This is a genomic window from Chryseobacterium sp. FW101-FHT12H09 (assembly GCF_058790395.1).
In genome coordinates this window covers 37,284-54,429 of sequence record NZ_JBYTCP010000002.1, presented here as the reverse complement: position 1 = coordinate 54,429, position 17,146 = coordinate 37,284, and the positions used below count along the sequence as shown (strand labels likewise).

The 17,146-nt window shown below is 32.1% G+C and carries 18 protein-coding genes; 4 read left to right on the top strand and 14 right to left on the bottom strand.

Annotation, left to right across the window (positions count from 1 at the left end; genetic code table 11):
* Positions 1-65 precede the first annotated feature (65 nt).
* Both AC3WRL_RS05935 and AC3WRL_RS05930 read left to right on the top strand, forming a co-directional pair.
* Positions 66-1,727, top strand: a complete 1,662-nt coding sequence (locus AC3WRL_RS05935; protein ID WP_492330247.1) for a C45 family autoproteolytic acyltransferase/hydrolase — start codon at positions 66-68, stop codon at positions 1,725-1,727.
* Complete coding sequence (locus AC3WRL_RS05930; protein ID WP_492329917.1) at positions 1,724-2,089, top strand: hypothetical protein; 366 nt, start codon at positions 1,724-1,726, stop codon at positions 2,087-2,089. Before AC3WRL_RS05935 ends, AC3WRL_RS05930 begins: the two co-directional genes overlap by 4 nt.
* Positions 2,090-2,221: 132 nt before the next feature.
* Here the strand turns inward: AC3WRL_RS05930 and AC3WRL_RS05925 are convergent, their stop codons facing one another.
* From AC3WRL_RS05925 to AC3WRL_RS05910, 4 genes are all read right to left on the bottom strand, one after another.
* Complete coding sequence (locus tag AC3WRL_RS05925) at positions 2,222-2,629, bottom strand: hypothetical protein (protein WP_261510199.1); 408 nt, start codon at positions 2,627-2,629, stop codon at positions 2,222-2,224.
* Between the two features lie 750 nt (positions 2,630-3,379).
* On the bottom strand, positions 3,380-3,703 hold the full coding sequence (locus AC3WRL_RS05920) for a helix-turn-helix domain-containing protein (RefSeq protein ID WP_492329916.1): 324 nt from the start codon (positions 3,701-3,703) through the stop codon (positions 3,380-3,382).
* A 132-nt stretch (positions 3,704-3,835) separates the two neighbouring features.
* Positions 3,836-4,303 carry a transposase gene (locus AC3WRL_RS05915; protein WP_492329915.1) on the bottom strand — a complete coding sequence of 156 codons (468 nt, stop codon included), beginning with the start codon at positions 4,301-4,303 and terminating at the stop codon, positions 3,836-3,838.
* Between the two features lie 536 nt (positions 4,304-4,839).
* Complete coding sequence (locus AC3WRL_RS05910) at positions 4,840-6,273, bottom strand: LuxR C-terminal-related transcriptional regulator (protein ID WP_492329914.1); 1,434 nt, start codon at positions 6,271-6,273, stop codon at positions 4,840-4,842.
* 394 nt (positions 6,274-6,667) lie between these two features.
* On the opposite strand from AC3WRL_RS05910, the gene AC3WRL_RS05905 reads away from it, so the two are divergent.
* Positions 6,668-7,762, top strand: a complete 1,095-nt coding sequence (locus AC3WRL_RS05905) for a hypothetical protein (protein WP_492329913.1) — start codon at positions 6,668-6,670, stop codon at positions 7,760-7,762.
* 28 nt (positions 7,763-7,790) lie between these two features.
* Positions 7,791-9,803, top strand: coding sequence for a CRTAC1 family protein (locus tag AC3WRL_RS05900; protein WP_492329912.1), 2,013 nt, complete (start codon positions 7,791-7,793; stop codon positions 9,801-9,803).
* Between the two features lie 68 nt (positions 9,804-9,871).
* On the opposite strand, the gene AC3WRL_RS05895 is transcribed toward AC3WRL_RS05900, so the two are convergent.
* The 10 genes from AC3WRL_RS05895 to AC3WRL_RS05850 all read right to left on the bottom strand — a co-directional run bounded on the left by AC3WRL_RS05895 (position 9,872) and on the right by AC3WRL_RS05850 (position 17,135).
* Positions 9,872-11,044 carry a DUF2062 domain-containing protein gene (locus AC3WRL_RS05895; RefSeq protein ID WP_492329911.1) on the bottom strand — a complete coding sequence of 391 codons (1,173 nt, stop codon included), beginning with the start codon at positions 11,042-11,044 and terminating at the stop codon, positions 9,872-9,874.
* Positions 11,045-11,048: 4 nt separating this feature from the next.
* The gene (locus AC3WRL_RS05890; RefSeq protein ID WP_492329910.1) at positions 11,049-11,534 is read right to left on the bottom strand and encodes a hypothetical protein; all 486 of its coding nucleotides are present in this window, start codon (positions 11,532-11,534) and stop codon (positions 11,049-11,051) included.
* Positions 11,531-11,911 carry an ApeI family dehydratase gene (locus tag AC3WRL_RS05885; protein ID WP_261510191.1) on the bottom strand — a complete coding sequence of 127 codons (381 nt, stop codon included), beginning with the start codon at positions 11,909-11,911 and terminating at the stop codon, positions 11,531-11,533. Before AC3WRL_RS05885 ends, AC3WRL_RS05890 begins: the two co-directional genes overlap by 4 nt.
* Positions 11,912-11,914: 3 nt before the next feature.
* Complete coding sequence (gene lolB2 / locus AC3WRL_RS05880; RefSeq protein WP_492329909.1) at positions 11,915-12,550, bottom strand: flexirubin biosynthesis protein LolB2; 636 nt, start codon at positions 12,548-12,550, stop codon at positions 11,915-11,917.
* Positions 12,516-13,142 (bottom strand): flexirubin biosynthesis/transport protein LolA2, encoded by a 627-nt coding sequence (lolA2, locus tag AC3WRL_RS05875; protein WP_261510189.1) that lies wholly within the window; start codon positions 13,140-13,142, stop codon positions 12,516-12,518. The genes lolB2 and lolA2 overlap by 35 nt, the downstream gene beginning before the upstream one ends.
* Positions 13,135-13,890, bottom strand: coding sequence for a polysaccharide deacetylase family protein (locus AC3WRL_RS05870; protein WP_261510188.1), 756 nt, complete (start codon positions 13,888-13,890; stop codon positions 13,135-13,137). Before AC3WRL_RS05870 ends, lolA2 begins: the two co-directional genes overlap by 8 nt.
* A gap of 99 nt (positions 13,891-13,989) precedes the next feature.
* Positions 13,990-15,051, bottom strand: coding sequence for a beta-ketoacyl synthase N-terminal-like domain-containing protein (locus AC3WRL_RS05865; RefSeq protein WP_492329908.1), 1,062 nt, complete (start codon positions 15,049-15,051; stop codon positions 13,990-13,992).
* Entirely contained in the window at positions 15,048-16,247 is a 1,200-nt protein-coding gene (locus AC3WRL_RS05860) for a beta-ketoacyl-[acyl-carrier-protein] synthase family protein (RefSeq protein WP_492329907.1), read from the bottom strand. The genes AC3WRL_RS05865 and AC3WRL_RS05860 overlap by 4 nt, the downstream gene beginning before the upstream one ends.
* Before the next feature lie 3 nt (positions 16,248-16,250).
* On the bottom strand, positions 16,251-16,508 hold the full coding sequence (locus AC3WRL_RS05855) for a phosphopantetheine-binding protein (protein WP_261510185.1): 258 nt from the start codon (positions 16,506-16,508) through the stop codon (positions 16,251-16,253).
* 87 nt (positions 16,509-16,595) lie between these two features.
* Complete coding sequence (locus AC3WRL_RS05850) at positions 16,596-17,135, bottom strand: 3-oxoacyl-ACP synthase (RefSeq protein WP_492329906.1); 540 nt, start codon at positions 17,133-17,135, stop codon at positions 16,596-16,598.
* Positions 17,136-17,146: the final 11 nt, after the last annotated feature.

The window sequence follows — 17,146 nt, the reverse complement described above, 5'->3', positions numbered from 1 at the left end:
TGGGGATCAAATGGAGTGAGGAATATAAACCCACGAGAGTAGATTTTTCTTTTCTTAGAAATGAGATGACTCAAAGGGTGTTGATCTATCTTTTCTTCATTCTTAACCTTATTTCTTGTGGCATAAGAAAATCAATTCATCATCTTCCGGAAATAAAACAATACCCTTTAGAAATCCCAATTGTTAATAAAATCAACGATTCGACTTTTAGGTATAATCAAAATTATTTAACCAAAAACAAACAACAGCTTTGGGAATTATATATCAAAGGAAACGCGCTTCAACTGGGTTATAATAATGGAGCGCTTACCCAGGATTTAATGCAAAAACAGGAAGCTATTTTCTTTTCTAAAGTGGAAGGTTTTGTTCCGTCGAAGTTCAAACAAAAATTATTACGCGGTTTTCTGAAATGGTACAACAGGAAAATGTACTTAAATGTAAGAGAAGATTACCAGGCCGAGTTATATGGCTTATCAAGGTATTCCTCTGATCAATATAATTTTATTGCACCACGGTATTTGCGCAGTTTATATTTACATGGGGCACACGACATTGGTCATGCAATGCAGGATCTGGCTATGGTAGGATGCAGCTCATTAGCGGTTTGGAATGAAAATACAGAAGATGGAGATTTGTTAATTGGTAGAAATTTTGATTTTTATGTTGGGGATGATTTTGCTAAAAATAAACTTATAGAATTTGTAGAGCCTGAAGAAGGTATTCCTTATATGTCTGTAAGTTGGCCGGGAATGATAGGGGTAGTCTCCGGAATGAATAAAGAAGGTATTACTGTAACAATTAATGCAGGAAAATCCAAAATTCCATTAACTGCCAAAACCCCGATTTCTCTCGTTACGAGGGAGATTTTGCAATACGCTAAAAATATTGATGAGGCAATTACTATTGCAAAAAAAAGAAAAGTATTTGTATCCGAATCGATACTTGTGGGAAGTGCAAATGATAAAAAAGCGGTTATTATAGAAGTTTCACCTACTAATTTTGGAGTCTTTAAAGTTCAGAATTCAAGCAGCATTTTTTGCACAAACCATTTTCAGTCAGAAGCGTATAAAAATGATAGGAAAAATCAGAAACATATCGTTGAAAGTCACTCCGAATACCGTTATGAAAAACTTCAGGAGCTCTTTCAGGGGAATAAGAAATTAAATCCCGAAAAAATGGCTTCTATTCTGAGAGATAGGTCAGGTCTGAAAGGTGAGAAAATTGGTTATGGAAATGAAAAGGCAATTAATCAACTGTTAGCTCATCACGCAGTTATATTTTCGCCACAAAAGAAGCTGGTATGGGTTTCTTCAAATCCATATCAATTAGGAGAGTTTGTATGCTATGATTTAAATAAGATCTTTTCTAAAGATCGATTGGTTTCTGGAGAACTAGCTGCTTCTCAATTTAATATTGCAAAAGATCCTTTTGTGGATTCAGAAGAGTTTGAAAATTATGAAACGTACAAAATGATGAATTCGGAAATTAATGATGCTTTGAACAGTAAAAAAATGGTTTTAACAGAAGATTTTCTTTCTTATTACCAATCCTTAAATCCTAATTTTTGGTTGGTTTATTATCAATCTGGAAAATATTATTTTAAGGAAAAAGAATATACGAAAGCAAAAATAGAATTTGAGAAAGCTCTGACGAAAGAGATTACCACAGTTCCTGATAAAGAGAATGTTCAGAAATATCTTAAAAAGACACTTAAAAAGATAAAATGATTTCAAAGAAAATTAAAATATTGTTCAGTATCCCGTTCATCATTATATTTTGCTACATCTGTTATTTGTTGAGTAAATATGATTCAATTCCTGAGGTTATTCCAATTCATGGGTATGGAAAAAATACAGATGGGTTTGGGAATAAAATATTTCTTTTTTTTCCGATTTTACTCAATTTAATACTTTTATTATTTATTTGGTGGATTCTTAAAAGACCGGATAAGATCAATTATTCATTTGAAATTAAAGAAGAAGATAAGGCTAAAACTTATGCTATAACGCAAATGGTATTGGTCATTATTGCAATATTTATTACGGTTATACTTAGTGTTTTGCTATTTTCAGGTGTTGTATTTAAGTAAGATCATTACAATAGTATTTTAATTTTTATATGATATTCAGAAAACTATCTGTATTATGCAAAAGAGATTATAACAGAATAATGTTATAATCTCTCTTAAAAAAATCTATTATGAAGGTGCTTATTATTACTTCTATAGACTATATATTATTTTTTTAGATCTCGTTAGAGTATAATTGTCTTTATCTTTAATAAGTGTGAGTCCTCCTTTTTTATAAACGGTTGTGTTTTTATATGATGTTGTTCTGGAAAGTATGACACTTCCTTTAGATGTAGGGAGAAAGATTTCGGCTTTTTTATGGTCTTCACTGAAAACTACAGCTGCATTTGATGTATAACTTCCTTTAGGATTAGCTTCTTTTAACAGTACCTTTTGTTCAAAAAGTCTGATACAATCTTTTTTGATTTGTGAGTATGTATAACCTGCTGAGCCTATGCAGCCATGCTTATCTCTATCTGAACCTAGTGCTTTTGGACCAACTTCTTGGGCATAACTAAAAGAAGCAAGTAATATTGTCATTACTAAAATTTGTTTTTTCATACGTGTGAATTTATAAATTATTGATATTGTAAAATTTTCTAATTGTAATTTATTTCCAGCAACTCAAAAGGAGTTACTGTCATATTTAGACCTTAGAAATTTCTTTAAGAATGATCAATGAAGGATTAAAAAAAGAGCCAAAAACAATTTATTATGTTTAATGAATTTGTATGTTGTAACATCTTATTATGATTGAATTTGTGTTTTTAAAGGAATTTGTGTTGTCAAAAAATCCATTTTATCATAAAAGCAATGTGTTTTTGGCCTAATTTTTTTAATTATTTGTAATTGATCATTATTGTAATTAACCTGTGTTTTTAGTGGTGCAAAAATATTTCCATTTATAAGTTTTGCAAAAAAAATATATACAACATAGGTACAACACAAGTACATCGACCCTTGTTCAGCACTGTGTAGGCCTTGTTTTTCTAATTTGATTTCATTGAGCAATCACGTCTTTAGCCTACCGTTTTTAGATGGTAATTTTCTCTTTATTAAGTATTTTGTATCTTGTTTATCATTCTAATAAATAAAAAGAAGGGAACATTAATTCATTTTTTAAATTTATTTTCATTCATATTGTTCCTTCATCAGACTTTTTATTTGAATAAATATTATGTTGTTTTGATTCAATTTTTGTTTTTTTAGAGAAAAAATAAGTATCAAACTAAGTTTGATACTTATTATAATTGTTCAATTATTTATTAATCTATGGTTGAAGGTATTTTTTGATTTAATGTTTCGTTTTTTTCATAAAAACAGTTTTTTCCAATAGGCTATAGTGGTACGGCTTAACCCGAATTGTATTGCCATCTGGGTGTTATTCAGGTTGTGCTTTTTCTGATAGTCAAGGATCATAAGAATATCGGATTTATTGTAGGAACGAAACCTTTTATTCTGTGATTCAGATACCAGGTTTTCTTTTCCGAAAATTTTTTTGTTGAGTTCTATTACGTCCAGAACAGTTAATTTTTTTTTATTTAGAATACTCATGCACTCCAATATTTTGTCAGGAAACTTCTCATTAAGAATATCTTCATATATTTTTTTATAGTTTACTGATTTTGATTTCATCTGTTTTTTTATTAGTAATTCGAACATCTTGTTACTACCGAATACAATACGTAAAATTTACCTGTGGTAAACCATTTGGTATAGGTTGTGAATCTTAACTAAAGAATTTGCATCCTTCTACACGTAGATCCATTATTTGAGTTTATTTTTAATTATAAGTTCATTAGGTTGTTCGTTAGTATATTTTTCAATCCATTTATATAGGGTAGTTTTCGGTATTCTATACTGTTCTATCACTTGAGCTTTACTTTTCTTTCCTTTTTTTATCATTTCTAATATGGAGTCTATAATTTCCTTTGTATAGATGTTTTTGCGAAACTCTGGAAGAGAAGATTTTTTATTTATCTGGTTGTTATAACTTGCATTTTCCTGTGGTGCGTACAATATCAGATGTTGGCTGTAAAATCTGAAAAAATCATAGCCTAAAAGCTTACTCCATTTTAAAAGGACTTCTGCGTCCAGGCTTTTTGAACTAAACATTACATGGATTTCGTTTTCTTTGCATTTAAAATAATTACAAAGGCGAGATATCTCTATGTTTCTTTCTATAACCTTTGTTTCAACTGTTTTTCCGATATGAATATTTTTAAAATTGTGCATACGCTTTTATTTTAATGCTAGTATTTTTTCAAAATAAAGTACTGTTAAATATTATCATTATTGTTTGTATTTTCCCGCTTGTATTTATATTTTCCTATTACTTAATAGATTAAATGAAAAGAAAGATTTTATATTTTATGACTTTATCTTCACATTAAAATCTCCGACAGTTCATTATATCCATTTTATTATGGGTTGATATCCAAATAGTTTTAATTTTTGGACATTAAAGTTTTTGGGGTATTGTTATATATGCAAATGTATTTACATGGATAAATACTGCAAAAAAAAGTGTACAACAGAGATACAACGTAAATACATCAATGATGAAAAAAGTGTTATAAAAATGATCTTAAGTCCAACTTCAAGTGTCTTTGACAAATTTTAGGTCTATTTATCTCAAATTAATTCTTTGTATGAAATAGATAATTTAAAGAAGCTATTATACTTTCCAGCTAGAGCTTTTCACCTATTAACTAATTAATAGCTTGTAAATTTTACTTCAGTTTCTATGTAAATGATTAATTTGAGATAAACTAGTTTAAAGTTTTAAAGAAATTATATAAATTAACATCAGAAGAAATATTGAGTTTTTTCCTTAATCTTCCTTTTTTAATCTGTACTGACCGATGTTGCATAAATGAAAAATCAGCAATATCTTTTGAAGAAAGACCCAGTAGGATCATTCCACATAATGATAATTCTGATCTTGTCAGTTGAGAATTATGTTTGAAAAGGTTTTGAAAGAATGTAGGATGGGTCTCCTCAAATCTATTGAGAAACTTAATATCATTATTTTTTGCCAGACTAAGCAACTCAGTAAAATATTCATCAGGTATGGTGCTCCTTATTTCTGAGGTTTTTTCTTCCGATATAGGAACAGAAGAATCTTTATTTTTTTGTTTTTTAGGGTATTTGAAAAATAAGATAATAATTACTCCCAGAATAGAAAAAAATATGATAAGATAGAGTGTAGAGTGTTTAGTAATCGAAGAGTTATTATTTTCTATTGCTTCGCTCGTTGAAATGTCTATTGCTTCATTTCCGGATTTATTTAAGCTGTCATTCAGTTGATTATATTTTGTTAAATACTCATTCTCTTTTTCAAATCGATTAAGTTTTTTATACGTTAATGCAACTTTTTGATAGACTTCAGGCAGTTTATTAATTCTTCTTGTCTTCTTTAAGATTACAAGAGATTTCTCATAAAACTCTAAAGCCTTTGTATAATCTTTTTGTTTAAAACACAATTCAGCATAATAAAAGTAAATAATACCAGGTCGGGTTGTTAAATTATCTTTCTTTTTTAATAGTATGAGTGCATTATTAATATAAAATGAAGCGGAATCCAGATTATTGGTCTGTCGTAGATGATAATTACCTATTAACGCACTATTAAGAGCAGAAGGATCTACATCAAATCCTTTATGATAGTAGATGAAGGCAGAATCTTTATTTTTATCAAGCAGAAAATCAGCTCTCTGGTCATATATATTCCCTAACAGCCATCCTTTTTCATCTAATTTGTTACCATAATAGATCGCTTTAGAATTGTACTTTAAAGCGGTTGATATCAATCCTATGACATAATTCATTTGCCCATATTCATGGTATAATCTGGTATAGACAAAGTCATCGTTGATTCTGAAAGCTATTTTTTCAGCTAATTTTAAATAATGTTGGCTTAATTTATAATTTCCAATGGTTCCAAAAATATTTGAAAGATTTATATATGCTAAAGCTTCTCCTTTTTTATAATTTTCTTCTTTTGAAACTTTGATTATTTCATTATTCACAGATATGACCTCTTCCTTTTTTCCCTCTAATCTAAGTCTGTCACTTTTGTTTAAAGCAAGGTTTATGTAAGTAATATTATTCTTTTTATTACAACCGTTCAGAAAAACTAAAACTGAAATTATTAAAAGCCACTGAAATAATCCCTTATATTTTACCTTTAACAATAGACACATGCCATAATTTTAATATTTTTTATCATAAAATTGCAAAAATGAAGCCAACTAAATTCATTGTACGCCTTACTGGAAACGATATTTATACTACAAAGAACTTATTTCTCTAGTCTGTTACTAATTTACAAAATAATTCTAATTTATGTTAAAAATAAACTGAAAAGGTTAAATATTATAATCTACTTTTAATATGCTTTTTTAATATTTATTTATTTATTTTTTAACATTTTTTTATAATTGCTTTTTTTAGATCTTCGCGTATGTTTTGTTGGTAAATTCATCTTATTTGGTAGGTTTTGTTGTTTTATTTTAATTGATTTGCTTTTTTAGATGCAAAATATTTGGCGATATATCGCTTTATTATTTATATTCGTTATCTAAAATTATTGAATGAATGAAAAAAATCTACTTTTTATCTCTCTTATGTTTAATTGTACTATTTTCTTGTAAAAATGATGATAGAATAGAAGGAGTACCGGGCGAAAGTTCTTTTGTTAATTTTGATATTAATGCAGTTCCTTATGCTAAATTATCTACCTATTCTTTCTTCACCGGAGACTTAAAAGATTTAACCCCATCTAATGAGGTAATACCTTATGAACCTGCAAGCTCACTTTTCACGGATTACGCTTTAAAAAAGAGATTTATCTGGATGCCCGATGGAGTAAAAGCTACTTTCGATGCGGACGATAAGACACTGAACTTTCCTGTGGGAACTGTTTTAATAAAAAGTTTTTATTATAATACAGTACAGCCCAACAATACAACGAAGATACTTGAAACTCGACTAATGATTAGAAAATCAAGTGGCTGGGTGTTTGCGGAATACTTGTGGAACGATGACCAGACTGAAGCTAATTTAGTTACGGGAACTGATTTTACAAGTGGTAGCTCTAAAAATTTAACCTTCAAAAAAGAAAATAATGACGTCATGACAATTGATTACAGAATACCATCTGAGTCAGAATGTTATGCTTGCCATAAATTGGATAATAAACCAATTCCTATTGGTGTGAAGCCGCAAAATCTTAATACAGCCTATAGCTACTCCGGCGGAGTTAAAAATCAACTGCAAAAATTAGTGGATGAAGGTTATTTGGTTAGCTATCCCTCTAATATTGTTTCCACCGTTAATTATAAAGATACGAGCAAGCCTATAGACATCCGATTACGGTCCTATTTAGATGCCAATTGTGCGCACTGTCATCAGCAGAATGCACGTTGTGATTATCGTGCTATCAGATTAAGCTTTAGTAAAACAACAAACTTAACAAATATGGGTGTTTGTGTATTGGCTGATGAACCTATCGATGCGTCACTACAAAAAATTATAACTCCCGGAAACCACAATAAATCGGTTATGAGTTTTAGACTCAATTCTGTAAATGAAAGCAACAGAATGCCTTTATTAGGAAGAACTATAGTACATGATGAGGGAGTGGCACTCCTAAATCAGTGGATTAATTCCCTGAATCAAAACTGTCCGTAAAATTAATAACAACTAAAATGAAGAAAATATGAGAAAAAATTTATCCTTTTTTGTTTTATTATTCAATATAACATGGGGAATAGCACAATTAACGTGTGCTTCTGCAGTGAACCTTACCCTTGGAACACATACTGCACCGAGTATTACTGGGACGGCTCCTACCACAGCATGCTCTTTAGGAAGCCCTGGAACTGCAGGATTATGGTACAAATATATCCCTGTCCAAGATAAGACCATTACCGTTTCTACAGTAATTGCAGGACAAAATACAGATACGAGGCTGATGGTATATAAAGGAAGTTGTGGAACATTAACCTGTGTAACAGCGAATGATGATTTTTCAGGAAATTCGTCACAGGTTTCTTTTACAGCATTGGCAGGAACTACATATTATATTGTCTTTGATAACAGATGGTCTAGCTCAGGTTTTAATTTTACAGTAGTTGAAACAGCACCTGTGATCAATAGACTTTCGTTTACAGCCCTACCAGTAAGTGTAGCGGGAAACTTTAATCACTGTATAGTTGATATGAATGGCGATTATTTGGATGATATTGTGTCTGTTGTAAATAATACCCAAATGGTGATCTCCTATCAACAATCGGGAGGTGGATTTAGTAATGTTACTTATACAATTCCCAATACGGTAGTACAGCCTACCTGGAGTATTGCTGCCGGAGATTATGATAATAATGGTTTTAATGATCTGATCTATGGTTCAGGGAGTGGAATTGCTTTTGTAAAAGCTAATGCTGACGGAACAGGGTATACTTCTGATAGAAAACCTCAGTCATTTTTAACACAGCGTACAAACTTTATAGATATTAATAAAGATGGCAAACTAGATGCTTTTGTATGTGATGACAATGCCCCAAACAGGTTTTATATAAATGATGGGACGAATATGAACCATAATCAGGGAGGATTAGGCGATTTTCCTTCAGGAGGAAATTACGGCTCTATCTGGATCGATTATGATAATGATGGAGATATGGATATGTATATTGCAAAATGCAGTGGTGGGGGCTCTGGGCCTGGTGGAAATATAGATGAATTGCTTAGGAATAATGGTAATGGAACTTTCACGAATGTTGCTGTTGCTGCAAATATGGCCAACCCGACGCAGACATGGTCTTCAGCTTGGGGAGATTTTAATAATGACGGTTGGATGGACGCTGTCGTAGGAATAAATTCAATTGCTAATGGTCTCAGTAAAGTAATGAAAAATAATGGCAATGGAACTTTTACAGATGTTTCTATAGGTTCGGGATATGATGTTGTTAATAGCTTAAGCAGAGAATACGTTGCGTACGATTTTGATAATGACGGATTTCTTGACGTTCTGGGGGCAGGTAATACAATTATGTTTGGCGATGGAGGATTTAAATTTACTCCCAATCTTACTCCCTATAGTTTAGATTATGATAACAGACCAATTGGAGACCTTAATAACGATGGTTTTTTAGATATCCAAAATGGCAATACGGTTATGATGAACGATGGAAACACCAATAAATGGCTAAAGGTAACATTACAAGGAACTCAGAGTAACAGAAATGGAATTGGTGCAAGAGTAGAGATCTATGGTGCCTGGGGAAAACAAATTCGTGATGTACAAAGTGGTGTAGGATTCCAGAATATGAATACATTGAATACCCATTTCGGAATTGGTCAGGCAAGTGCCATTACGAAAGTCGTTATAAAATGGCCTTCAGGTTTGGTTGATACCCTATATAATGTGACACCCAATACAACATTGCATGTTGTTGAAGGAACACATCTGGGTGTAAAAGAAGTTCAGAATACAGAGGATTTATTTACTGTTTATCCAAATCCAAGTGAAGATATGATCAACTTTAAATCTAAAAATGATTTTAGCCCGGTAGAGGCAAAATTGTACGAATTAAGTGGTAGAATTGCTTTACAGACAAAGGTAGAAAGAAATTCAATTTCAATTAAACAATTAACTTCAGGTGTTTACATACTTGTTTTAATTGATAAGAATGGTAAAACATATTCTCAGAAAGTGACGAAAAAATAGAAGATGATCAGTTAATAATAACTATTACTGCAAGGTCGAAAGGCTTTGCAGTTTTTTTGATTAAAGAATTAGTCTTTTTCCGGATCAAATTTATTCAAGAAAAGGAAAACAGCTACTCCTGAAAGCACAGACATTGTTGTCGCTAAAATGATACTTCCGATCACATATTGAAGCAGATTATTCTTTATTAAATCAAAATTTAATTCCTGATTTAGGATATTACTGTCTCCATGCACAAAAGGGGCTCCTATAAATAATGAAGCTGCAATAATAAATGGAATAAAAGGTGGTAAACTAACATTAGATGCAACGAAGGCTAATACCTTGTTCAATTTAAAAAGAACAGACAGTGAAATAACCAATAGGGTCTGAAATCCCCAAAAAGGAGATAGTCCTATAAAAACACCCATTGCAACAGAAAATGCCTTAATACGATTGGTGCCCGCACTCTCCAGAACATCCTCTTTGATGAATCTTTTAAAACTTTTCTTTCTGAAATTATTGATAAAGTTTCTTGGTATAATATATATTAAAGTGATGCTGACAAGAATAGTGTTTAAGATACTTATTCTTGTGAAATCCTTAAAGGGTCTGAAATGTGAAACCCTTTCTGCTGGATCATACAATACCTTAACGGGAACGTTTTTAACGGGAATGTTTCTCCAGGCTGATCTGACTATGATCTCAATTTCAAATTCAAATTTTGGGGTAAAATATTTTTTAGGAATTTTGAGCAAAGGATACAAACGATATCCAGATTGGGTATCTTCTAATTTAATGCCTGTTTCAAACCAAAACCAAAAATTAGAGAAACGATTTCCAAAACTGCTTTTCTTTGGAATACCGTTCTGAGACATATTTCGATTACCGATCAATAAAACATCTTCCTTCTCATTCATTAGGGATTCAACAAAAACCGGAATATCATCAGGGTAATGTTGCCCATCAGAATCTATGGTTATAGCATAACGATAGCCTAATTGTTTTGCCTTTCTGAATCCTGTTTTTAAACCATTTCCTTTTCCTTTGTTTTCTTGTAATGAGATGATCGTGATCTCGGGATAACTGTTTAATATTTGAGTCGTAGAGTCGGTAGAGCCGTCGTTAACGACAATAATATCAGGGGTATAGCCCAATACTCCATCAATAACTCTGTTTAGAGTTTTTTCATTGTTGTATGTGGGAATTAAAATACAAATTTTCTTTTCGGAAATTGCATTTTGTACTTCAGGAAGGGTCATTGTTTTATTTTAGCGAAGCTTTTTCTGCAGAGGTAAAAGTTTTAGACTGTGCTGCAAATTTCTGAACATAGCTTTTTAAAGCCGAACTTTGTTTGCTGTAGTTGCTCAAAATGAATGCTTTATCATCTTTTAAACTGGAATGATATCCAACGATTTTAGGAATGTTTTCCTGAACGCTTAAGCGGATCACTCTTAATTCAATGTTATTAGGATTACTTTTTATAATACTTTCAAGACTTGTTGCCCCTGTTTTTACAAATGATTTCCTCTTTCCTTTTTCCGTGGTTACTTTAGCTGCCATGATTTGTGCTGCTGCTTTATAACCAGAAATGATAGGATCTGATGAAGACTGTTTTTCAGCCACACTGATGAAAGCCTGTATATTGGCGTTGGATTGATTTGCTTTCGCATAGCTATTTCTTAAGGTCTCTAAATCTGAAGATTGAAAGAAAAAAAGAAAAGCTGTTACCAATGATAAGATCAGTTTCATAAAGTTTGTCTTTTATAATTAACTGACATTTTTAATGCAATTGTCTCGCCAAATAAAGTTGTATTTTTTACTTTAACCTCGTCTTCGGTTTCATTGATGTCCAATTGTACCATCAGATCTGGAGTTTCAAACGGATTAATGATCGCCATAAACTTCACATTGGAAGCCGTTTTTAAAAATAATTTTAAACCCGTAAACTCTTCAGTAAGTTCCTTTACAATCTGCATCATACATACTCCGGGAGTTACCGGATTTCCTGGAAAATGGCCTTTGAAAATATCGTGATCCTTGTTTAACGTAATGTTTGCAATGAAACTTCCGTTTTCAGCTTTCTCGTAAGATTGTAAGGTGTAAAAGTCTGTAAGAATGGTCTGCATTTTTTACTCGGTTTCTGTTATTTGAAATAGCTTTATATTGATCTTAAAATCTTTGTGTTGAAGATTTATACTATCCGCGAATATATGTTTTTTTGCCTCAAAATTAAAATCGATTTTTGGTTTATTATTCTTAGTAAACATGATCTGACTGAGTAAACCATTTTCTTTATTAAAGAACAGATAATACTTTTTATCATCCGTCTGAGAAAGATAAATCCTTGAATTGGTATTTTCGAAACTTTCACTTACAGGATATTTCTGTTTCAAAAGTTGCTGGAAATCATTTCGTAAAAAATTTTTAACGATTTTTTTATCTAAATCAGGAATGATATAATTAATCTTGAAATCCTGATCAGAGATTTCAAAATCGATAAGTTTATTTCCAAAATCTGAAGTTAATGCAACACGGTGCTTTGTTTTACTTATTTTTTTAACAATCAAAATTCCACTGATATGGTTCTTATAAATATCGATCTGACATTTATAGACGTAATCTTCTTTAGAAGAAAAGTATAAGTTTTCAATTTCTTTCTCGGAATTAGGAATCGTTTTTACATCTGTAAGCTGATAGGTTTTACAGGATATAAACAATAAAAAAAGAATACTATAGAGAAAACTCTGAAGCAGAAATCGGCGCATTGATCTTCGTGTTTTTGAAAACAATATTCGTAGTATCCCCAGATGCTTCCAACATATTAACCTGTGCAACAGTAGATTCGTTTTTAGGGAAATACAGCTCGATCTGTCTGATATATTTTAATAACTGAGCAGATTTGGGAGTGAACTTCGCAATATTATAATTGGTACTTTTAAAGTAAGTTACTGTAAATTCAGGATCAGTAAACATTTTTCCGTTAGAGCTTCCTACAATTAATTTATTGATTTTTTCGAAAGTTTTACTTTTTGCATCAACAGAGGATTTCTTTCCCTGATCATTGATAAAGATTTTATTTTCTTTAAAAACAATACTGTACTGATAAGGCTTTGTATATTTCCAGCTAAGCATATTCGGAGATTTTAGAGACATTTTACCATAAGTAACAATGTTTTTATCTAAAAAGTCCATTTTTTTTGTTTGTGTAAAATCACTCTGCAATGTTTTGATTTGCTGAGTTTCTGAAGATACTTTCGTTACAAATGCTTTTGCCTCAGATCCTGTCATTGCCGTATTTTGTGCAAAAAAGAAACTGGAAACTAATAAAAATGCTCCGAAAGCAATATGTTTAATCATTTTTCTTTGATTTTATAATTGAATCGATGGTAAAAGTTGAATACTTTTTATCCTTCAAAAATAGCAATAAATCTACCAAAACGTTATAAGTCTTTTCAGAAGTATCATGGAGAAGAATAATGCCACCGGGTTTTATTTTTCCAGTAATTCTTTTGTAGATCTTCTTTTTGTCATCAATCACCGTATCTAAAGAGCGGATATTCCATCCAATACTTTTTTTACCAGTTCTTTTGATAGCCTTTGCTATTGATGGGTTGGTAACTCCAAATGGAGGCCTATATAAATAGGTCATCCTATTTCCCGCCAAAGCAATTGCCTCATCACACTTTTTGATCTCTTCGATCATTTTTACAGTAGATAAAAACCCCGTTGAATTAGAATGTGAGTAGGTGTGATTTCCAATACAATGGCCTTCAGCAATAATTCTTTGAAAGGTTTCTGGGTATTTTTCAATCTGTTTTCCAATGCAGAAAAAAGTCGCTTTTATCTGATGTTCCTGAAGTAAATCTAAAAATCTGGGAGTGAATTCTGTCGGTCCGTCATCAAAAGTAAGAGCAATTTCTTTTATTCTTGTTCTTTTATGGGTAATGCTGTTTACGAAATATCCTAATTGAATATCAAATGACCCCCAGACAACAACAGCCGAAAAAGCCAGGAAACAAAATATATAGACCCAGAAACTCCCGTGAAACGCATATATAAACACATTACAGAAAAGATAAAATAGGATAAATGGATAATGTTTCACCTTTTATATTTTTAGATTTGTATTTTATATTGATGTTATTCAGAGTGAAACGTGAAATCTAGATTAATCTTTGAATATCAATTTTGTTTTTCAGCCAGACTAAACTTTTCCCAATAGTACCAAACTGTGATCGTCTCCTAAAAGATGATTGTATAAGAGGATATTTTTAATATGATCTTTTTTTACCGGTTGAATATTCATTACTTCCGGAATATGTTGATTTTTGAGGATATGGCAAGCCATAAATGTCGAAAAACCACTGGCCGTATTAAATTCTCCACTCAAATGTTTATAATATAATAATGCAGATTCTGCAAATACATCCATTGCTTTTTTATAATAAATATCTGATTTCTGATCTCCACTGAGTCCAAGAATTACAGCATCAATATCTTTATGGGTTAAGTTATTTTTCGTCAGAAAGTTTTCAATAAATCGTTGAACCTCATTCTCCTCTAAGGTATTAATAATTTGAATGTCCTTAACCTGAGCATATGAATTTTCCGTCTGGTTTTTACCAATAACAAAAAAGCTAGAACCTTCACCCCAGATTACACCTTGAGTTTGTGAGTTTAAAAAATCGAGAGGTAGATCCTCAGTTTTCTTAATGATGTTATGGAGTTTATAAAGCTCCATCGTTCTTTCCGTCTGTTCATCCGTAGATCCTACTAAAACATTTTCTGCTTCATCATCCAGGATTTGGAGTTTAGCGTCCAAAAGAGAAAATTCTAAGGATGAAGAAGTATTCACATAAGTGAAATTATAAGCATGGCATTGCAGAGCTAAAGCAATTTGGCCCGCGACTGTATTATGAGTTGATTGAATAAAATAGGTAGGTGTTAAAAACTCTTCCTGATTGTCGATCACGTTTTTTAAAAACTTTTCAGAATCCTGGGAGCACCCCATCCCTGTACCTACAATGATAGCATCTGGCTTTTCAATTCCAGCCTCTTTTAATGCGTGCTGAGAAGCTACTGAGCTCATCTTTACGGTTTTAGACATTCTCCTGATCATAGCAGGAGGAATGAACTCTTTGTAATTGGGTTCAATTGTTTTTACAATCTGAGTTGAATTTTCAGGTTTCAGATTATAGAAAAAATTTTCGTTTAAAGTATCCTGAACAGAAATACATGAAGCACTATTGATGTAAACTACTTTCATGATTTTGAGAAGATTAAGGTTGAACAGTTTCCTCCAAACCCAAATGAATTGGACAGCACATGATCGATGTTTTTCTCCTTAAGCTCTGTGACCGGAGTTAAATCAAATTCTTCCATTTTATTTTTGAAGTTCAAATTTGGAAAAATAAGGCTGTGTTGCATAGCCAGAATAGAATACACGGCCTCAATTCCTGCAGCGGCAGCCAGGGTATGCCCTGTGAATGCCTTTGTAGAACTAAATTCAGGGACGTTTCCTTCTCCAAAAATCCGGATCATAGCAATTCCTTCTGACAGGTCATTATTGGGGGTTGCCGTTCCATGAACATTAATATAATCAATCTGTTCTTGTTGAAGTTTGGAAACATGTAATGCCTGTTGCATTGCTAAGTATGCCCCCTGTCCATTTTCTGAAGACGCGGTTTGATGATGAGCATCATTTGCATTTCCATATCCGGAAAGGTAAGCCAGCACTTTTTTATTTTCCTTTTTTACTAATTCGTCGGATTCCAGTACCAGAAAAGCGGCAGCCTCACCTAAATTTAATCCTTTTCTATTTTGATCGAAAGGAGTGTTATAGGAATCAGTGAGGATCATCAGGGTATTAAATCCGTTCAGAGTAAACTTTGAAAGTGAATCTGTTCCACCGACAATCACCCGATCCAAAACCCCATTTTTAATAAGTTTTGCTCCCATCATAATCGCGTTAGCTGCCGAAGAGCAAGCTGTACTGATGGTAGAAACCATTCCTTTCAGACCCAGAAAGTCTGCAATTGCTAATGAGGAATTTCCTGCATCATGAGAATCGATATATTTTTGCTTTTCAGGAAAGTCTTCGTAGTTATAGAAATATTTTTCGGTGATATCCATTCCTCCTACACTTGTGGAAGAGATGAAACCTGTTTTGTAGGCATTAATATCTGAAATCCCAGCACTTTCTACAGCTTCTTTTGCAGCAACCATTCCTAATAAAGAGGTTCTTGTTACATTGTTGTCTTCATTTAATTGAAGCTGTTGTACAAGTTCTTCATTAGAACGTTTTATTTCACCCGTTTTTATTTTTCCGGCATGACGGGTCTCAAATAACTGAATATCTGAAATACCATGCTTACCAGATTGTAAAGAGGTGAAATTTTCTTCTACATTGTTACCGATAGAAGAAATAATGCCCATTCCTGTTATGGCAATTTTATGACCCATTAATTATTTTGTTCTGTTTTCTTCGATGAATTTTGCCATCGTATCGATCGATTGAAAAATTTCTTTTCCTTTCTTTGGATCAGCTAATTTTATTCCGTAGTCTTTGTCAAGAAGAACAATCAGCTCTAAAGCATCAATAGAGTCCAGTCCTAATCCCCCTCCAAATAATGGATCTGTGTCTTTGATTTCCTCCACTGAAATGTCTTCAAGGTTAAGAACTTCTATGATTTTGTGTTTTAATTCTGATTTTAAATTTTCCATAATATATTAATTGTAGTGTAGAATGCACCAATTCGTATTTTCTTTATTGGATTGTTACATTGCTAGACTGTTACATTTTTATTTTTTTCACAAGGTTAGCAAATATACAAAAGCTTTATAACTTTCCTGATATAGTTCTACCCAGCCACATAATACCTTTTCTGCCTTTTTAGTCTGTAAGATTTGGGTGGCATAATCGGTTAAAAATTTTTCGTCAAATTCGTCCAAAACAAAAAAAGCATTTTCAGTTTGCATTTGATGTCTGATACTTATCTCCCCTACGCAGATATTGGGTAGCGTATAAACAAAAACAGCCGGACTTGGAAAGTAGTTATTCTCGGAGTTAATGTTGTCCTGATATTTAAAATCGGTATCTAGGCTGGAGGATTTATTAGCAAAAACCAATGCAGTACCATTGTTGTCCCGATCTTTCAACAGCATTTCAGCAGACAAAAAAGCCAATTTGCTTAAGGAGTCCATTTTATGAAATTTGGGATAATTCATATCAAGACTTTTATAAGCTTCTTTTGCAAACTCCTGGAATGTTGTATCCCTGCTTTCAAAAATAATATTTCCGTTAACCGTGATGGTTGAATTTTCTATAGTACAAGTAGCGTCTTTCTTCATTTTTTCCGGGT